This window comes from Paenibacillus luteus, assembly GCF_006542765.1.
Lineage (GTDB): Bacteria > Bacillota > Bacilli > Paenibacillales > Paenibacillaceae > Pristimantibacillus > Pristimantibacillus luteus.
The window spans coordinates 19,261-38,685 of sequence record NZ_SKCD01000023.1 but is presented as its reverse complement, the minus strand read 5'-3'; the positions used below and the strand labels follow the sequence as shown (position 1 = coordinate 38,685).

The 19,425-nt window shown below is 49.0% G+C and carries 12 protein-coding genes; 1 reads left to right on the top strand and 11 read right to left on the bottom strand.

The genetic code is table 11. The features are described from left to right. Positions 1 to 257: 257 nt before the first annotated feature. Entirely contained in the window at positions 258 to 1,979 is a 1,722-nt protein-coding gene (locus E0496_RS18950) for a methyl-accepting chemotaxis protein (RefSeq protein WP_141503429.1), read from the bottom strand. 297 nt (positions 1,980 to 2,276) lie between these two features. Here E0496_RS18950 and E0496_RS18945 point away from each other — a divergent pair, with 297 nt between their 5' ends. Beyond that, the gene (locus E0496_RS18945) at positions 2,277 to 2,894 is read left to right on the top strand and encodes a hypothetical protein (RefSeq protein ID WP_206669815.1); all 618 of its coding nucleotides are present in this window, start codon (positions 2,277 to 2,279) and stop codon (positions 2,892 to 2,894) included. Positions 2,895 to 4,501: 1,607 nt separating this feature from the next. Here E0496_RS18945 and E0496_RS18940 read toward each other — a convergent pair. The 10 genes from E0496_RS18940 to E0496_RS18895 all read right to left on the bottom strand — a co-directional run bounded on the left by E0496_RS18940 (position 4,502) and on the right by E0496_RS18895 (position 19,423). Next, positions 4,502 to 5,818: a 6-phospho-beta-glucosidase gene (locus E0496_RS18940; RefSeq protein WP_141503427.1), complete on the bottom strand. Its 1,317-nt coding sequence runs from the start codon at positions 5,816 to 5,818 to the stop codon at positions 4,502 to 4,504. Next, positions 5,815 to 6,795, bottom strand: a complete 981-nt coding sequence (locus tag E0496_RS18935) for an N-acetylglucosamine kinase (RefSeq protein ID WP_141503426.1) — start codon at positions 6,793 to 6,795, stop codon at positions 5,815 to 5,817. Before E0496_RS18935 ends, E0496_RS18940 begins: the two co-directional genes overlap by 4 nt. Positions 6,796 to 6,942: 147 nt before the next feature. Continuing rightward, positions 6,943 to 9,240 (bottom strand): hypothetical protein, encoded by a 2,298-nt coding sequence (locus E0496_RS18930; protein ID WP_141503425.1) that lies wholly within the window; start codon positions 9,238 to 9,240, stop codon positions 6,943 to 6,945. Positions 9,241 to 9,255: 15 nt separating this feature from the next. After that, a complete protein-coding gene (locus E0496_RS18925; protein ID WP_141503424.1) occupies positions 9,256 to 11,082 on the bottom strand; it encodes an S-layer homology domain-containing protein in 1,827 nt (608 codons plus the stop codon). Between the two features lie 37 nt (positions 11,083 to 11,119). Then, positions 11,120 to 12,295, bottom strand: a complete 1,176-nt coding sequence (locus E0496_RS18920; RefSeq protein WP_141503423.1) for a response regulator transcription factor — start codon at positions 12,293 to 12,295, stop codon at positions 11,120 to 11,122. Beyond that, positions 12,292 to 14,073, bottom strand: a complete 1,782-nt coding sequence (locus E0496_RS18915; protein WP_206669814.1) for a cache domain-containing sensor histidine kinase — start codon at positions 14,071 to 14,073, stop codon at positions 12,292 to 12,294. Before E0496_RS18915 ends, E0496_RS18920 begins: the two co-directional genes overlap by 4 nt. 62 nt (positions 14,074 to 14,135) lie before the next feature. Beyond that, on the bottom strand, positions 14,136 to 14,951 hold the full coding sequence (locus tag E0496_RS18910; protein ID WP_175598084.1) for a carbohydrate ABC transporter permease: 816 nt from the start codon (positions 14,949 to 14,951) through the stop codon (positions 14,136 to 14,138). Positions 14,952 to 15,010: 59 nt separating this feature from the next. Then, entirely contained in the window at positions 15,011 to 15,901 is an 891-nt protein-coding gene (locus tag E0496_RS18905) for a carbohydrate ABC transporter permease (RefSeq protein ID WP_139993136.1), read from the bottom strand. A 35-nt stretch (positions 15,902 to 15,936) separates the two neighbouring features. Then, the gene (locus tag E0496_RS18900; RefSeq protein WP_241674883.1) at positions 15,937 to 17,265 is read right to left on the bottom strand and encodes an extracellular solute-binding protein; all 1,329 of its coding nucleotides are present in this window, start codon (positions 17,263 to 17,265) and stop codon (positions 15,937 to 15,939) included. A 1,267-nt stretch (positions 17,266 to 18,532) separates the two neighbouring features. After that, the gene (locus E0496_RS18895) at positions 18,533 to 19,423 is read right to left on the bottom strand and encodes a sugar phosphate isomerase/epimerase family protein (RefSeq protein WP_141503420.1); all 891 of its coding nucleotides are present in this window, start codon (positions 19,421 to 19,423) and stop codon (positions 18,533 to 18,535) included. Positions 19,424 to 19,425: the final 2 nt, after the last annotated feature.

Sequence of the window (19,425 nt, the reverse complement as noted above, 5' to 3'; positions counted from 1 at the left end):
TCCTTAAAGGTTATTTGTTAGAAAGGCTTGAACTTGGCTCAGCAGCCTAGGTCCCTTGGTTGATTATACACCAAGCAAACAGGGCTGTCGCCGTCCTGTAACGGCTATCGTACGAATCGAAGGAATGAACTGCACCAGCTCGTGTACGATGCCTACTGCCGTCTTTTCTAATTAAAACCATTATAAATTTAAGCTTTCTTTATTCCTATACCTTTACACTGAATTCAATCATGAAATTCGTGAATAATCATTTTCGATTACACAATAAAACGCTTGTTCAATGAAGTAAGCTCGTTGGACATGGTGCGGATTTGCTCCGCGGAGCCGCTCACCTCGTCCATCGCTGCAATCTGGGCGCCTGAGTTGGATACGATCCCTTCAAAATGCTGCGCCGCCTGGCGCGAAATTCGCTCCATCTCCTCGACCGAGGCTGCGACCTCCTCCGATTCGGAAGATACCTCTTCCGATGCTGCTGATACCTCCTGCAATTGCACGTTCACCTGCTCCAGTCCCGATACAATCACTTGAAACGAAGCCCCTGCATCCTTCACAAGATGAAGTCCTGATTCCACCTTCGTCGCGCTTAGCTCCATGTTCGAAGACAGCTGCGCTGTTTGCTCCAAGATCGCGGCAATTAACTCGCCAATCTGCTTGGCAGAATCTTGCGACTGTGTAGCGAGCTTACGCACTTCATCGGCCACAACCGCAAAGCCCTTGCCATGCTCGCCCGCATGGGAGGCTTCGATGGCAGCATTTAACGCAAGCAAATTCGTCTGCTTCGCAATGCCAGCCATGACGTTCGTAATCGCGCCGATTTCACCTGAACGGCCCTCGAGTCTTCTTGTTGCTGCCAGCATGTGCTCCGCTGTCTCGTGAATCGCCTGCATCTCCGTCATCGCATGGACAATCAGGCCGTTGCCCCGCTCGCTTTCCTCCATCGTCTCCTGCGCGACATGAGACACGATTGTAGCCGATTCCGTGATGCGAAGCATGCTATGCGTCATGCCTTCCACTGCCTTCGTCATGTCGGCTGCCCTTATGACCTGTATATTAGCCCCTCCGGACGCATCCTGAATGCTTGCCGCAATCCTGCGACTCGCTTCTGTTGTGGTACGGGCATGATTCGAAACGCCCTCCGAGGTATGGAGCAGCCGCTCGGAATTATCCCGCATGCTGCGGATAACTGATCGCGTGTTTGAGACCAATTGGTCAAACGTATTGGCCAAATGGCCGATCTCGTCCTTTCGGCCGGCTTGGATTGCGACCGTCATATCCCCTTCCCGCACCCTAGCTACTTGCGTGGTCAGCTTGTTTAATGGCCGTGTCAAGTAGCTCGCCATCAAATAAACCAGAATAATCCCCGCCGCAATAATGCCAAGAGTTACATAAAGCGTGGCCTTTTGATTGTCCTTCATAAGCTTAAACACACCGGATGCATCAAAATCTGCACCAACAACGCCAATCAGCTCGCCATCTTTGCTTTTGAGCGGAACATAGGCGGTAATCGTTGCACCGTATTCCGGATCATCCGACAAATCCCCTACTTGCGGAGTGCCTTCGGCAAAAGCTTGAATCATGCGTGGATAGTCATTTTCCTCTGGGTCTCCAAGCGCCGAAAAACCCTCAGTCTCTGTATCCAGAGGTGCTCCATCGACGACATAATAATAAACGGCTTGCCCGCCTTCCTCTTTCTTTGCCAGCGTATATAAATATTTCAAACCATTCATTTCGCGAAGCTCGTTTAGCTGGGTGCGCAGGCTTGTATAATACTCGTTCTCCCCTGCTTCGACGCTAATCTCGGCATACGCCTCAAGATCAATTAGTTTGGCTGCATTTTCCGCCACAAGCTGTGCCTGTGCTCCCAATGAGTCCTCCACCAAGCCCGTGGAAGAACGATAAATGGTAAATCCAAGCACAGCGCCCGCAAGTAAAATAAGACTTGAGAAAAACAAAACCATCCTCGTCAATAAGCGATTCAACCTTATCCCCCCTTCCCATGTCACAAAACATTACTTAGCACCATTTTACAAGATTCGACAGCTTTAATCTATCCTTTCATCGGTTTTGTAGCGTTGGTTGGACTCAGGCGGAATGATATCCTTCGTTGCAAAAAAAGAGAGGCTTCCTCTCGCATATCCTGTGATATAATACTATAAATTGGAACACAGCTTGATTCAAGGCCTTGCCTCCTTGCCACCAAACTCAAAACACTTGCTGCATATGGCAGCTTCATAACAAAGGAGAGATCGCATATCCGTCCGTTCATTCGCATTTTTTTGGTCTATCTATTTATTTTTATTATCTCTGCCATTCTAGCTTCCCTGAATGTAACGCTCCCTTATATTTTCGGCAACGGTTTTCTAATTGCCGTGCTTTTTCTTGGTGTTCCTTACTGTTATATGTTGTTTCGAGAGACGAATATGGACCGTCTTGAAAAGTTTTTAATCAGACAGCGAAGAAAGCCTGCCTTGTACTTATTTTATGTGAGTGCGAACAGGCAAGATGAGGAGTTTGAGCGCGTGATCGATCAGTTGCTGAGGAAATACAAGCAGCCAGCAAGACAAGCCCTGTATAAGGTGGTCCATGGTGTATATCACAAGAATATTTCTACATTAAAAAATGAAATCCCCCATATCCGGCCGATTCAGTACCGTCAATATTACGAAGCATATGTTCAAATTGAGGAGGGCAAGCTTGAACAGGCACGGGCCTCAGCGGCTCAAATGGCCAAGCCATGGATGAGATATGCCCTACTCTGTGAGATTGAGCTAAAGTCGGGCAACCGAAGCGAAGCCATTGCACTCGCCAGAGAAACGCTGCGACACTGCAAAGGATTGCAAAGATACCTTGTGCACAAAGGCTATGAGCTTGAGCTGCCTGAGGCTGTAGCGTAAGTTTAGGAAACGCCAGCATGTAAAACAAATCGTGAGTTTGTGGTGAAAGTTTAAGTATGCCAGCCCTAGAGACAATCGCAATTCAGTTGCGAGCGTTAGGATGGGGGGAGGCACACCTCAATGCTCAGTCATCTTCTATAGCAAGTTAATTTATAATTGTGAAGTTCCGGATACGCGGAGAATAACCTTTAAGTAAAGCAAACTGTTGACTTATGGTTGCTGTGATTGCTAGTTTGCTGTGTAGATACGATAGCTAATTAACTGTATTGACTATTATGCGGGGTTTACTGTGTGACTTGGATGCTAGTTTGCTGTGTGCCATGATAGTTAGTTGGCCGTGTTGGCTATAATGCTGTTTACCATGATGGTTAGTTGGCCGTGTTGGCTATAATGCTGTCTACCATGATGGTTAGTTGGCCGTGTTGGCTATAATGCTGTGTGCAATGATGGTTAAGTTGGCCGTGTTGGCTATAATGCTGGGTGCAATGATGGTTAAGTTGGCCGTGTTGGCTATAATACTGCGTGTTATGTATGATGGCTATCCTGTACGCCTGCATTAACTTTATACTTTTAGACTCTTCTTTGGATGCTATCCTGTATATCTGCACTAAAAAGGGCTGATTCCACGCCCTAGTGAACGATTATCAGAGCCTATATTGTAAAACTACAACATAAATCTAGCCCGACGGAGCAAAGCAGCCGCTATCCTGCAAAAGTGCAAGATAACGGCTGTTCCGTGTTAATTATCAAACATTTTGACATGTACTGCATATGTCCCTTTTCTACAGTCCGTATGCTTAACTTCAACACAGCTTTTTCTGCAGTTAATGCTATGTTAGCTGTATTGGCTATAGTGTTATGTTTGCTGGGTTTGCTGGGTTTGCTGGGTTTGTTGTCTGGCTTGGATGCTGTGTGCCATAATAGTTAGTTGGCCGTGTTGGCTATAATACTGCGTGTTATGTATGATGGCTATCCTGTACGCCTGCATTAACTTTATACATAGAGACCCTTCTGCGGCTTCTATCCTGTATATTTGCACTAAAAAGGCCTGCTTCGACACCTTAGTGAGCGTTTATCAGAGCCTATATTGTAAAACTACAACATAGATCCCGCCTGACGGAGCAAAACAGCCGCTATCCTACAAAAGTGCAGGATAGCGGCTGTTGCATGTCAATTATCTAATCATTTTGACCTGTACTGCATAAGTCCCCTTCCACACTCCGTATGCTTAGCTTCAACAAAGCTTCTCCCGCAATTTTACAAGAAACAGTCTTTGTGCATACGTCTTCTCTATTTCTTCTTCAAGATGCGGCTATCACTACACCATTACTTCCCTAGGGTTTCGTCAAGTTATGGCCAGCACTACACCATTACTTCCCTAGGGTTTCGTCAAGTTGTGGCCAGCACTGCGCCATTTCTTACCTAGGGTTTCTTCAAGTTGTGGACAGCACTGTGCCATTTCTTCTAAATAACCTCTTCATATCAAGGCAACTGCCTCGCTATACTTCGCCATCACTTCTCCATTTGCCCACTCTATTTCTTCCTCAGACTATCTTCAGCAATGCTAGCTTTCGACAACCCTATTTCTTCCTTGCACCTCTGATCCTCTACAGCGCAAATTGTGGCAAATAACGCTGATGTGCCGCAAGCAATTGGTCAAGCACCTGCTTCGCTGCCGCCACCGAGCCTATGAGCGGGTGTATGCAAAGCGCCTGCAGAGCTTTGTCATAGTCGCCGTGAACAGCTGCTTCGACCGTTAGCTCCTCGTAGGCCTTCACGACCTGCAGCAGTCCGCGAATTTGTGGTCCCGGCTGCTCGGATAACGCGATTGGATGCGCTCCTTCAGCATCGATAATCGCATTGACCTCTACACTGGCATCATCCGGCAGGCAGGCAATAATGCCATTATTGCGCACATTAACCGTCTGGACATCGCCTTTATTGTTATAGATTGCCGTCATCAGATTAACCGCTACCTCGGAATAGAAAGCTCCGCCCCGCTGCTCCAATTGGGGAGGCTTAATCGCAAGCTGAGGGTCTTGGTACAGCTTGAACAGCTCGTCTTCCAGCCGCATGACCGTTTCCGCTCTCGTTCCACCGGACTGTATCGCCGCAAACTGCTCTTCCAGCATCTCATCGCGCAAATAATAGTAACGATGATAGGCGCATGGCAAGGCCCCTAGCGATTGCAAAAACTGCGGATCCCAGTCCAGATCGGGTATATTTTTCATGGTCATTCCACCCGCGCCTGCCATCTCACGCAGAAATTGCTCCGTAATATCTCTGCCCCGCACGATAATGCGGGTGGTCCAGTTCAAATGATTGATGCCCACCCATTCCAACTGGACTTCGGACACGGGAACCTCACACAGCTCCGCAATCTGATTGCGGAGTCCAATGGGCAAATTGCACAAGCCAATCGTCTTTACGCCTCCGTATTTCAGCACCGCTTCCGTAACGATTCCTGCTGGATTGGTAAAGTTAATCAGAAAGGCATCCGGCGCAAGCTCACGGATGTCGCGGCAAATATCAAGAATGACCGGAATGGTGCGCAGCGCTTTAGCAAAACCTCCCGCGCCGGTCGTCTCTTGCCCAATCATTCCGAGCTCGGCAGGAATGCGCTCATCGAGTGAGCGCGCCGCCAATTGCCCTACGCGGATTTGTGTGCTAATGAAATCAGCATCCTTAATCGCTTCACGCCGGTCGAGAGTCACGCGAATATCGACCGCAAGCCCCGCCTTCTCGAACATCCGTTTCGCAAGCTCGCCGATAATACGCAATTTCTCGGCGCCTGCCTCCACATCAACAAGATAAAGCTGTTTAATCGGAAATTGATCATAGTTTTTAATAAACCCTTCCATAAGCTCCGGCGTATACGAAGAGCCTCCGCCAATAACCGCGACCTTCAAATCTTTATGTTTCATTCTTGATAGCCTCCATATTGTACAAAAATAGGTTCGAGCGCTTCCGTCTCATAAATACCCGCTCGCTCCAGTGCAAGCAGTACCGCGCCATACACAGGCGCCATTTCTGGAATGACAAGCTGGTCATCGTTGTTCTCCGACCGCAGCATCGCCTGCAGCTCGTTCATCAAGTGGGAGCTGCGCCCCTTTTGCAGCACGCTGCCAATCAGCACGATCGGAATAGGCCTAGCTTGGTGCCCGCCCAACTTGCGGATAACGGCGCTTGCTGCCAGTCCAAGCTCTCTTCCCGTATCTTTCAATAGCCTGATAGCGAGCGTATCCCCCTTAGCGGCCGCTTCATGCAATACGATCGTAAGTGCTTCCGGTACGGAGGAAATATCCTCGTCGAGCAGCCGCTCAATGGTAGTACCCAGATGGTCATCGCCAAAGTAGGCAGCTACGTGATCAGTCAGCTTGCTAGCCGCTTCCCGGCCTTCCCATGAGCGAACGGCAGCCTGAAAAGTCAGCGCGGCCAAATATTCCCCGCCTGCCCGGTCACCGAACAGTTCGCCAAAGCCACCTACCTGGACGATCTCCCCCTCGCTGTTTCGACCGGCCGCATTCGTCCCGCTGCCGCAAACGAGTACGACACCGGTATGGCTCCTGCTGCCCGTCCGCAAGCCGATCATCGTATCGCAGACAACATCCCAGCTTTTGAACGGGATCGTGGCCAGTGCAGGCAATAAAAGAGAAAAGTCGATAGCCCGATCGGCTCCAGCAAGTCCGTATTGTACAAAATCAATCTGCTCTATGCGGAGTTCCGCCTTTTCCAGCGCTAGGTCAATCGCCTGTTTGATATGGCCTAAGGCCGCATCTATGCCAATCCGCTGATGATTGCCGCAGCCTGCAACCCCGGCTCCCAGCTTGATGCCTTGATCATTTACGATGACGGCATACGTTTTGCTGCCGCCGCCGTCAACCCCCATTACGATAGCCATAACAATCTCCTCTTTCCTCATAGCCGCAAGCGCGTTCGGCAGCAGTCCTGCTGTGTGGCAGAAGCAGCCGGTTCAAGGTAATAAGAAAGCCTGGACGGCTAATCAGTCATGACGACCGACAGCGCCCAGGCCAGGTTACCGAAACCCTTATTCGCCTTCGATCATTCCGTAATAACGGCCCATCCAGTAAGGAAGCGTAAAGGCCGTTGAATTGCTCATATATCCATCGTTGTAATTCACGCCACCATATACGCCGTTGCTAACATTCTCATCCGCAACGAACGGATTTTTGTTGTATTTGTATATTTTGTTCTCATCCGGCGGAAGCACGCGGTTAAGCAGCAGTTCCTCTTCATCCCTTGCGCTGTAATCATCTAGATGCAGCACATCTTTGCGGGTTGAATTCATAACAGGCAGCTCAATGCGAATTTGCGGCGAGCGGTACATCATCCATACCGCCGATTCCAGGTCGACATCCGTGTTATCTTGATTAGAGAATTGATAGACGAAGGTGTACAGCGGATTGAGCTCGCGGCTCATATTTACCCACCATTGGTCCAAAATTTCCCGTAAATCCTTCACCCGGCTGGAGCCTGGGTCCTCTTCCAGCTCCAATTCGATCAATGGCATGAACGAAATCGTAAACAAATGCTCATCGGAGTAGTTGACCGACAACGTCACGTCCTGACGGGCAACGATGTCTTCGATCCTTGCCGGATCAGAGCTGTAATCGTCAAACTCCATATAATCGCGAGGAACGATATCCAGCCTCCGCTGCAAATGCTCTTTGGCGAAGCGGATATAGCCTTTGCCGTTTTCCGTGCCGTCGTAGCTGTAGTCCCAAAGATCATTGTAGGCTTGCTCATACTGCGCATAGTGCTCGCTGTAATCCGCTTTGCCCTTCGTTAAATACATCGTCGTTTTCAAAAAGCTCATAATTTCAATCGCGTTCAGCGGCCCGTCTTCATAGCCATAAGCAAACTCCCCCGGATTTTCCGGATCGTCTTTTAGAAAATAGGAAGCAAACCACTTGGACCACGTCGTGGAATTGCCATGCGCATCGATAATTCTAAAATCATTCGTAAGAATATGGTTCATCATTCGGTCTGCGAATTGGACCGTAAGCTCTTTCAAGTGAGCATCCTCATCAGAAGCCCCATCGAATAAATAGCGGTCTGCATAATAGAAGAGACTGAAATGAGCCAGCACTTCATCTGCTGATGTATCGGCTTTATAAATGATGTCCGTATCCGAAATGCCCATGTCGCGGTACAACGCCGCCAGCATCGGATCAAGATCCTCATTGATATCGGACTTCAAGCGCCAGGCGACGCCGGGCTCCAAATAACCGACATTGCGCGGCCCAGACACCTTCGTATCGAATACGACAGGATAAATCCAATTCGGACCGTAGTAATTTTTCGTGCCCCAATCCACATCATATGTTCTTCCGGTCATCGCCTCGTATGCCTGCTTCGCTTCAAGGATTAAGTCCGGATCGGTAATACGGAAGTTTTCAGCACCTTTATCGCCAACAGCCTCGCGTGATTTCACCGCAAGCGCGTAACCGCCTGCTCCGGCTTCCTTCACTTCGAACCATAAGCCGCTGCGCTGCTCCTGACCCTTCACGATGTAGGAACGCGTCGGGAACCCGTCCGCGCGGCCCGAAATTTGATTCAGCAGCAGCACCGCCTTCGTTGCTCGTGTTGCCGCAGCTTTAGCCTCCACGCGCTCTTGCTCGTTTCCTTCGCGCAATGCTGTCTGGTAACGGAAAATCTCGCCAATGGCATATGCCGCTGTCCATAAGCCGTCATTATCATTCGTTCTCGGCTTGCCTACATATTGTCCATTTACAATTGAATAATATTGATCTGGAATCATTCCGTTACGGTCATTGACCGTCTTCATGATGTCTTCCTGAATATCCGCTTTTTCCTTCAATGTCTTATTTTCCATAGCCAAATGGACAACGCCCTTGGCATTCTGGATCCAGACGCCATTGCTGCCGTCACTGTAAAGCCCGGTTACAACGTCATCGCCATTGTAAAGGTAGCGAGGGCCTGATAAATATTGCACGTAATCACGCGTATCCGTTTCGCTGAAATTCATGCGCGTAACTCCGCTTTTCGTTCCAATCCAAAGGGTTTCGCCATCCTGCACAAATGCGGTTAATTGCTCCTCACCGATCACTTTAAGCACCTGCAAATCGCTAGGTATCACCAAGGATGCTGCAAATCCGGCTAGGATTTTATCTTTGTGAGCTAGCGCCGAGAATTCCGAAGCGCTGTAATACTTCATGTCTTTCTGAGCCCGCTCCTCTAACGCGACGGGAGCAAATTTAGCGCTTGGCAAGGCTGCCGTGGCAGCAAAAGCACTGAGCGGAATCGAAGCGAATACACTGGCGCCAATAACGGCCGATACCATTGACTTAGTCCATCTTTTCATCGTGAGCCCTCCTCGTTATTTTATGGACGATTTATATTTGATTTGAGATACGGAATCATTGGTCAGTACCCATATGACATCGCCTTCCACAAGCAGCGCTTGAATTTCGCCCTTGAAATGCTCATCCTGATGGAAAACCTCGGCTTTGCCTGCATCCTGCTCATAGATGTTGAACCTAGTCAGCTCATTGGCCGAAGCTACCCATACCTTACCATCCGTATCCAATACGGAAGCGACGATATGGTCATCGCTGACTGGAAAAATCGATGGCTGCAAGGTCATCGTGTAATCAAGCGTTTTTTCGCCGATCAGCACGAGATGATAGTCTCTAAGCTTCACAGGCACTTTTTGATCAGTAAAGCTAAAGTATTTCACGCTACCTACAGGATCCGGTGTTGGCGTTGGAACTGGAGTGGCCGTCGGTTCAGTTGTTGGTGTTGGCTCCGTTGTTGCCGTTGGAACTGGTGTTGCTGTCGGAGTTGGCGTTGGCGTAACTCCAGGTGTAGGCGACGTGCCCGAGTTTCCGCCGCCCGTGCTGCCCCCAGTATTATTCGCTGTTCCCTTCACTTCTTTGCCATTCACAGTCGCCGTCAGGCCATCCTTCACGATAACCGTGCTAACGCTTTGTTCAATCGTAACGCCGCTAGCATGAATCTCGGCTTCGTTCACCTTGCCCGTTCCTTTTATGGAGGCCGCACCGCTTAGCGTTGCTTTGCCGATTTGTGAGGATGCGTCTACCGTTACGGTCGCACCTGCGCCGGTGCCTTTGACTTCCAGCACCTCAATCTCCGCATTGCTCAGGTCTACCACTGCTCCGCTTTCAATTACGAGCCGCTTGATTTTTCCCGTAATGGTGATGACAGCCTTGGAATCAGAAGGAGCCACCGTCACTGTATCAACCGTATTGGGCGATTCAATGACTAGCTTGCCGGAGCGCTGGAAGACAAGATTAGACAAGGAGCTCTCCCCGCTGATGACGACTCTAACCGGTGCTTGCTTGCGGTTGATGACCAGTTGTCCACCAACCGACGTGCCATCAAGCGTAACACTGTTGACGCCGCCGCCTTCCACGTATAGGTTGCCTTTGATTGTGACTCCCTTCAAAGTCGCATCGCCTTCTCCAATTCCCGAAGTCAGATATAGATTCCCGGCAACCTTCGATTGATTGAGCGAAATGTCTCCTGCATTTAATACCGCATTTCCGCTTGCATCGCGGTTGTAGGTACCCGCTGCATGAATCAGATAACCCATCACGTTATCGATCATGACTACGGCTTCCGCCCTTGTAATTTTCGCTGAAGGCGCAAATTGATTACCCGTTCTTCCTTGTACGTACTCTTTCTCCAGCAAAGCGCTAACTGCATCCTGCGCCCATGCCGCAACCGCTTGTCCGTCGCTGAAGCTGCTATACGTATTGGCATTTTGAGCAGTCAGCTTGAACGCATTCGCCAGTACGACCGCGACCTCCGCCCGCGTAATGCTCGCATTTGGCTTCATTAGGCCCGAAGCGTCACCCTGCACAATTCCGGCGGCAAACGCTTTGGAAAACTCGTCCGCATACCACTTCGTTGCGGCAACATCCGCAAATACTTGCGAGGAGGTGTCGCTGTAATTGAATACACGATTGACCAAAGCCACGAATTCGGCTCTCGTTATCGATTGGTTTTCATTCAAATTACCCGTGGCATCCCCTTTTAGAAGCCCTTCCGAAACCCATTCCTGAAGCGTGTCTGAAGCCCAGTGCTTCGAGCTGCCGTCTGTTGCAGCGAATGCTGCGGCGGAGAACAATAACGTACAAGCTGTTGTGAGCACAAGTGCCGGTTTGCCGATTTTTCTCAACATCTACGATCCCTCCTGTTTTCTATTGAAATCCTATTGATCAAAAGCCTGTTTTGCTTTCTTGAAGCCTATATTCACTAGGGGTCATGGACACCGCTTTCCGAAATACCTGCGTAAAATGCCGCATATCCTGGTAGCCGACCCGCTCCGCGATATCCGTTATTTTGCAGGTCGAATGCTTAAGCAGCTCCTTAGCCTGCTCGATCCGAAGCTGAATGACATATTCCTTGTAGCCCATCCCATTGCTTTGCTTAAACAAATGGCTGAAATACACGGGATTCAAATATACGGCGGCCGCGACCTTCTCGAGCGTCAAGTTATTTTGGTAATTGTCCTGAATATATTTCAGCGCGGTCTGAACGATCACATTGTTGTTCGCTTCAGGCAGGCTCAGCTTTTCTACCGTTTCTTCTGCTTGTGCTTGCATGAGCGTGACCTGCTTAGGAATGTCGTCAAAAGCAGCCACTGGCAGTGAAACCTGCAGCCGGAACGCTCCGTTTAATGCCTGACTCAGCTCAGCTTGCAGCTTGGCTACCCCTTTCTCGTCCCGGAACGACGCGGAAGCGAGAAACACGCCGAGCAGCGAGCGCTGGCCGAAGCTGACGCAAAACCCTTTTCCGCTGCTTCCCATCCAAGCCGTCAGCGCTTCCTCCGCAAGCAGATGCCTTCTGCGGGTATCCTCCTCAGGCAGCAGGCTGACCATAATCAGCCTGCTGCCTGCATATTCCCGTGCAATCGGAGTCATATCGTAGTGGCCCGTATCAAGCCCCGAGGCCCAGCGCTGGAACACCGCTTCCCGAATATAGTGGATATGGCGGTCGAGCTGCTCGAGCTCCACTTTGAGTGAGCGTTCGGCACGTATCGCCTCATCTGCCTCCAGCAGCAATTCAATGACCTTCTGCTTGCCAACCGGCTTCAGCAAATAATCTTTTGCTCCATAACGAAGCGCCTGTTGGGCGAAAGAAAAATCAGAATACGCGGAGATGACGATCCATCGAATGTCCTCGTAGTCTTTTTTTCCAATTCGCAGCAGCTCAAGTCCTCCCATTCCCGGCATCATCACATCAAGGAATACGATGTCGACCTCCGGCAGGCAAGGCAACGCAGCTTCCCCGGAATCGGCCGTTTGCACAATGGCAGACGGAAAGGCAGCCTCAATCGTCCGCTTCACCCCATTGCGTATCGTCGGTTCGTCATCCACAATCAGAATCCTCATAACGCCGCCTCCCTGTCTGCACGCCGAATCCCTTGAAATGGCAAGGTAATCATCACCTGTGAGCCTTGGCCAACAGCAGATCGAACCGAAAGTCCGTAAGCTGTCCCGAAGCGATAGGCAAGCCTACGATGAACATTTGCGAGGCCAACGCCAGATCGTCCGCTTAAAGGTACTGAATTTTCAAACATCTCATTCATGATGGCGACCTTCTCCGGGGCAATGCCGATCCCGTTGTCCTCGATGGTTATAACGAGGTTCTGGTCCATACGAGCGACCGCAATGCGGACAACCCCTCCGCTTCCCGCATGGCCAATGCCATGTATGACGGCGTTCTCGACGATCGGCTGCAGGGTCATTTTCGGTAGGGTCAGATCTAGACCATACTCTTCGCCTTCGAATTCGAATTTCAGCTTATCTCCGAAACGAGCCTGCGTAATGAGCGCATAGCGCCTGATCTGCTCCATTTCTTCCCCCAGCGTGGCTGAAGAGCCATTCGACCAATCGCTGCTGTAGCGGAAAATGCTCGATAACGCTAACACGACATTGCCTAAATACTCATTCTCCTTCTCGTCGAGCATCCAATACACCATATCGAGCGTATTGTAGAGAAAATGAGGATTTACCTGGGATTGAAGCGCATTCAATTGTGCGATTTTCTCGCTCTCAGACACCTGATTGTTTCGTTCTATCAGCTCGTTGATGCGCCGTACCATCTGATTGAAGCCCTCGGTCAGCAGCTCGGTTTCCTTGAACGATTTTAAAATCGGAGCCTCCTCAAACCTCCCTTGGCCAACCAGTCTCATATGCCGCATTAATTGCTTGAGCGGCGCCGTAAACGTAACCGAGACCAGCAAGGCGAATACGAGCGATACCACAAGCAACCCGATCGTCAGACCCGTTAATAACCGCTGAATGGTATTAATCTCAACCGTCAAATCGGATATCGGCGTCACGCTTACCGCATACCAGTTGTTCGTATTCAGCTTAGATACAACGATCTGATCATCACTGGCAACAAAGCGGCTGGACGTAGCGTTCTCAATTATTGGCATCATGAAGCTTGGTTTCGACTGGAGCAAGGAAACATCCAGATGGGCAATAACCTTATCCGCCTCCGCAAGAAACGAGATCGTATGGTCTGTGACATTCATATTGCTCAAAATCGTTTGCAGCGCGTTCGGTTTAATCTCGATCAGCACCATGCCAATCGAATGGGATTTGTGCAAGTCTGTCAGCTTTCTTCCAAAAATGAATACGGGTCCCTGCTCGTTCTGATCGATAACCGAATGCTGCCTCATGCCGATCCATACGGTTTCCCCTGCCGATTGCTTAATCTGCTCATACCACGCCCGGCTGGCGAAGTCCGGGTCGATCACTTGCGTGCTGCTTCCATAGCTGTACAAGCCATTATCCAGATTAAACAGGTGGATGCCCAGAACATCGTCCCAAGAATAATAGATCGATCCCAGCGCGTTTGTAATGGTCCGCTCGTTAATTGCCCTAACTGCTGAGTTGGACTCTTTCTTGCCAAGCAGGCGCTGAATATCGGTGTTGGTAACGATCGATCGGCTTAAGCTGTCATAGCCCTTCAAGAGCAGCTCGACATGCTCGCGTGCTTGGGACACGTTTTTGTAAGCCGCGTCGCCCAGCATGCTGTTGATTTGCTCGGTGGAGCGCTTCGAATACGATAACGAGAAAACGATAAGCAGGCAGAACGAACATGCAGAGAATAAAAGAAATAAACGTGTGCCGAATGAACGAAATTTGAACATTGTCATCATTATTGAACACCTTTTTCGTCGCAATATAATGAATAATGTCCGAATTATAACACGATATTTCAGCCTTTTATCGCTCCTGCAACCATTCCTTTCGTTATTTTTTCAGATAGTATGAAATAAATGGTTATAACTGGAATAGCACCCATAATTAAATAGGCTCCTATGGCTCCATGATTCGTTGAATACTGGCTGAAGAAGCTGTAAATCCCGAAAGGCAGCGTTTTTAAGCTTATTTTAGAAATGAAGGTCGATGCTAGAATATACTCGTTCCATACGTCAATAAACGTCAGAATCGTCACGGTCATGAGCGGCGGTGCAATAATCGGCAGCATAATGTTAAAGAAAATGCGGTAAACCGACGCCCCATCCATGCTCGCCGACTCTTCAATTTCTCGAGGCACCGTCCGGAAGAAGCCAGATAGTATAAACACCGCAATTGGAATTGCAAAGGCGATGTACGGCAGAATAAGCGAGAGATGCGTATTCAGAATGCCGATATTTTTGAAAATGACCACCAGCGGCAGCAGCGTCGATTGAATAGGAATCATGATGCCGATCAGGAAAAGCAGCATCACCGCCTTGCCCCACTTCCAATTGAACCGGGTAATGGCATACGACACCATCGCGCTTAATACTAGAGTGAACAGCAGCGTAATGCTCACCACGATCAGGCTGTTCGTTAAATATTGCAAATAATGTCCCGCGGTATAGGCCGAGGAGTAATTGTCCCACTGCAGCGTGGCTGGCAGCGATAGGAATTGCCCCGACATAATCTCCTTATTCGTCTTGAATGAATAAAGCAGCAGCCATACTAACGGATACACCTGTGATACAAATAGAACTGAAAACAATATCCATACCGCAATTTTTCTCATTCGGTCCACCTCATTGCCTGTTATTCCTTCCCTTGCTTCCTGTACGTGTGCATGTGCAGCTACTGCATGCTATCCTCGGAGCTTTTGAACAATTTATTGAGCAGCACCGTTGCCAGCAAACATTCGATAACTAGGAAGATGGAGATCGCACTTCCGTACCCGTACTCGAGCGCCGCAAATGTCTTATTGTACATGTGGGTCGAGATGACCTCGGTCGCATGTGCCGGACCGCCTGCGGTCATCACCATCACCATGTCGAATACCTTCAAGGAGCCGATTACGGCCAGAACCATCGAGATTTTGAAGACAGGAACGACGAGCGGGAACGTAATGTAACGATCAGCTTTCCAACCGTCTGCGCCGTCGATTTTGGCTGCCTCGTATACCTCCTGCGAAATATTCTGTATACCGGTAAACTGAATCAGAATATGGTAGCCCAGATACTGCCAGAGCGATACGAAGAACAAAGCAAAAATCGATACCTCAGGATCAGCAAGCCACGTTCTCGTCCACGATTCCAATCCTACAAAATCAAGAGCATTGTTCAGCAGTCCGCCAAGCGAAGCCGGATTATAGATCGATTTCCAAAGCTGCCCGATTACGACCACCGAGAGAATGACCGGTAGAAAGTAACTCGAAACGAGGAAATTCGGCTTTCGCACATAACGGGTCAGAAGCACGGCAATGAGCAAGGCGATAGGAATCTCAGCCATGGAGAAGAAAGCAAACATAATCGTTCTCCACACCGATGGCCAAAAGACAGGATCATGAGCCAGCATTGTTGAATAGTTGGACAGGCCGACAAATAGCTTCTCTCCGATGCCGTTCCACTGGAACAGGGAATAATAGGCGGCGACGGAAATCGGTACGAAGACGAGCACCACATATAAAATCAGACAAGGGAGAACGAAAACCGAAAGGGTTAGTTTTGAAATTTTGGCGGCGTGCATCGAATTATCCTCTCCCTTGCTTTAACTGATTTTGTTTACTGGTTGTTGGTGGCAAATGCATTTTGATGCTCTCGAGCGGTATCTTCCGGTGGAATGGAGGATACGAACAGATTTTGAATGCTGTTGAGATGCGTCTGTGTCGTACTTGGGTCCATCGTGTTATCGAAAGCAATATCTCCGCCTTTTACCTTCTTGAAAATATCGAGTACGTCAATCGCCAGCTGCGAATACCCAGCCTGTGCAAAATCTCCTTGCACGACTTGCGCCACGCCAACCGCGTTTTTGAATTCAAACGATACCTTCGGATAATTCGTCATAAAATAATGAAGGAAATCCTTCGCTTCCTCCAGATGCGCGCTGTTCGCCGACAAGGCGAAGCCTGTGCCCGGACCCAACATATACTCATCTAGATCGCCTTTACCGTCTACCGTAGGGAAAGGGAACACGCCGACCTTACCTTTAATTTCCGCGTCATCCATGGCCCCAGTCGCCCAAGTGCCCATGAAATACATCGCCGCTTTACCGGATGTGAACAGGCTCTCCGCCGAATCGTAGTCGTAGGATGTTGCCCCTTCTTGGAAACCCTTAGCTTCGATAAACTCACGGAACTTCGCTACCGATTGAACAAAAGCTGGGTCCATAAAATCCTTCGTTTTCGCTTGAACCTCGCTCAGGTAGCCCGGGCCTGCCAGACGAAGGAGGATATTCATGAAGAAGTAAGAACCGGTCCATGTTTCCTTCTCGCCAACAACCATCGGGATGATTTGTTTGCCGTTGAACGTCTCGGCGGCCTTGATCAAATCGTCAAAGGTCGTTGGAATTGCTACACCTGCCTGCTCAAACAATTCTTTGTTGTAATAAATGACGGCAATGTTATTGCCATCAGGCAGCGCGTACACTTTATCGTCGAACGTATAGTAATCTAAAATTCCGCTATGAAAGCTTGCTCCTAGACCGTCGCGGTCCAAAATATCATTGAGCGGCGCCAGCTTGCCGCCTTCGACGAATGGCGCCATCTGCGCCGCTGCATTCACAACCGTAATATCAGGCATATCGTTGGATGCCGCTTGCGTTTTTAGTTTAATTTTTTGCTGGTCGATATTCAGGGAATCGACTTCGATCTTGATGTTCGGGTTAGCTGCCATGTAATCATCCGTAATTTGTCTCATCACCTTATGCTGCACATCGGTCGCATCGGGATAATGATTTTGGAAGGTCAAGGTAATCTGTTTCTTTGAGTCCCCACCTTCCTTAACGGCCGTAGTCGGCTGCTCTGCATTGCCATTGTTTCCGCTGCATGCGGTCAACACGAATAGCAGGCTGCACATCAGCAGTAAAGCAGACTTTCGTTTTGCATGTTTCAAACCTTTCGTCCCCCTTGTCGAATGTTGTCATTCCTAACTATAATTATGGGCCGCCCCGCCGTCACTGACTATGCGTAAACTATAGGGAGAATGTTCAATTATTATAGAAATGTAAAGAAAACACCCCCTTCGGGCGAAACGGACTATGATATGTGACCGCATTGTACGAATCATCTATCCCAAATCCGCCGACGATCTAACCGCATTCTAACTTAACTTACACCCACACCCCTTCCACCTTTTAACACTTCCAATAGCGGCGGGATTTGCTGAGGTATTTGATGCGGTAGGCGGATGGGAGCCAGTTGGGCACGTATTTGCTGAGTTGGTGTGATTTAGATCTACTTTTTAGATCTATTTGGTGGAAATTGGTTAGTTTTGAGGATTTAGATCTAAAAAGTAGATCTATCAAGGCGGATGGGAGCCAGTTAGGCACGTATTTTCTGGGTTGACGGGATTTAGATCTACTTTTTAGATCTATTTGGTGGAAATTGGTTAGTTTTGAGGGTTTAGATCTAAAAAGTAGACCTATCGGGGCGGATGGGAGCCAGTTAGGCACGTATTTGCTGAGTTGGTGGGATTTAGATCTACTTTTTAGATCTATTTGGAGGAAATTGGTTAGTTTTGAGGATTTAGATCTAAAAAGTAGACCTATCGGGGCGGATGGGTGCCTGTTGGGCACGTATGTGCTGGGTTAGTGGGATTTAGATCTACTTTCTAGATTTATTTTTTGGAAATGGATCGTCCCTTCGTACCTATTTAGCAGCGAATGAATGGATATTCACCAGAACCCGGCTAAACAACAAAAGAAGAGACCATCTCTCGCAGCAAACAAACTGCAAATGATATGCTCCGCCAGCAGCAGCAGGTTTTCAAGTACAACCTTGCTACTGTGGCGGGAGCATACCACGTTGAGACAATCTCTTCAATGGCTAGTTTTCTCCATTCACTAATAGAGAGTATCAGATACAGGCTTTCTTAACTCACTAATAGAAAGTATCAAATACTAGCCTTTTCAACTCACTAATAGAGAGTATCAGATATCAGCTTTAATACCTCACTAATAGAAAGTATCAAATACTAGCCTTTTCAACTCACTAATAGAGAGTATCAGATATCAGCTTTAATACCTCACTAATAGAGTGTAACAAATACCAGCCTTCTTAACTCACTGATATAGAGCATCAGTTTACCGCCTCATCAATAGCTAATAAAAAGCATCAGAACCAATGAGTTACTAGCCTTATATTAAAACAACTCCATAACGCTAAGCTTTGTAAGCTTTGAGGAATTGAACCGCTTTGCCGATATCCGTCTCCGGGCTCGTGCCAACCTCGCGTTCAATAGTCAGATAACCGTTATAGCCGATTTCCTGCAGCGCACGCAGGTATGCCGGCCAATCCACGCTGCCCTCGCCAAGCGGAACCTCACGGAAGGATTCGCCGGATTCAGCCATCGCTGCGATCTGCTCGTGATCAAGCGTTTTTTCGTAGCCATAATAGCCATAGACGTCGCGGGGATCAATATCAGCCAGCTTCAAGCCATCCTTCGCATGGGTATGCACGATATAGTCCTTAAGCAGGTGTACCCCTTGCACCGGATCATCACCCGTTACCATGACCATATTGGCAGGGTCAAAGTTGACCGCTACCCCTTTGGTGCCAAGCCCGTCGAGGAACGACTTCAGCTGTGCGGAAGTTTCCGGACCCGTTTCGATTGCGAAATACGCATTCATGTCATTGGCAAAACGGGCAAGCTCCTCGCAGGCCGAATGCATCGTCTCATAGACCTGGCTGTTCTTATCGCTTGGGACAATGCCGATATGCGTTGTAATAATGTTCGTCCCTAGCTCCATGCCGAGCTCCATAATGCGCTTGGATTTATCGATCTTCTGGCGGTTCTCCGCTGGATCCTGAAAGCCATGGCCGCCTAAATCGCCTACCAATGCCGATATCTCAAGGCCCAATGACGCGATGTAGGCCTTCCACTCTTTTCTTGCCGCTACTGAGAGATTAGCCGGATCAAACTCGCCATGCACCGCGTACATTTGCACACCGTCCGCGCCAACTTGCTTCGCTTTGAGCAAGCCTTCTTTTACCCCAACCTGAAAGCTGTCCACGATTACGCCAATTTTATTCGTTATGATCGGCAATGCCATTT

Bases quoted from the DNA above. Each gene is read 5' to 3' on its own strand.
- E0496_RS18940 (WP_141503427.1), bottom strand. From the start codon at position 5,818: ATGAAACATAAAGATTTGAAGGTCGCGGTTATTGGCGGAGGCTCTTCG.
- E0496_RS18935 (WP_141503426.1), bottom strand. From the start codon at position 6,795: ATGGCTATCGTAATGGGGGTTGACGGCGGCGGCAGCAAAACGTATGCC.
- E0496_RS18930 (WP_141503425.1), bottom strand. From the start codon at position 9,240: ATGAAAAGATGGACTAAGTCAATGGTATCGGCCGTTATTGGCGCCAGT.
- E0496_RS18925 (WP_141503424.1), bottom strand. From the start codon at position 11,082: ATGTTGAGAAAAATCGGCAAACCGGCACTTGTGCTCACAACAGCTTGT.
- E0496_RS18920 (WP_141503423.1), bottom strand. From the start codon at position 12,295: ATGAGGATTCTGATTGTGGATGACGAACCGACGATACGCAATGGGGTG.
- E0496_RS18915 (WP_206669814.1), bottom strand. From the start codon at position 14,073: ATGACAATGTTCAAATTTCGTTCATTCGGCACACGTTTATTTCTTTTA.
- E0496_RS18910 (WP_175598084.1), bottom strand. From the start codon at position 14,951: ATGAGAAAAATTGCGGTATGGATATTGTTTTCAGTTCTATTTGTATCA.
- E0496_RS18905 (WP_139993136.1), bottom strand. From the start codon at position 15,901: ATGCACGCCGCCAAAATTTCAAAACTAACCCTTTCGGTTTTCGTTCTC.
- E0496_RS18895 (WP_141503420.1), bottom strand. From the start codon at position 19,423: ATGGCATTGCCGATCATAACGAATAAAATTGGCGTAATCGTGGACAGC.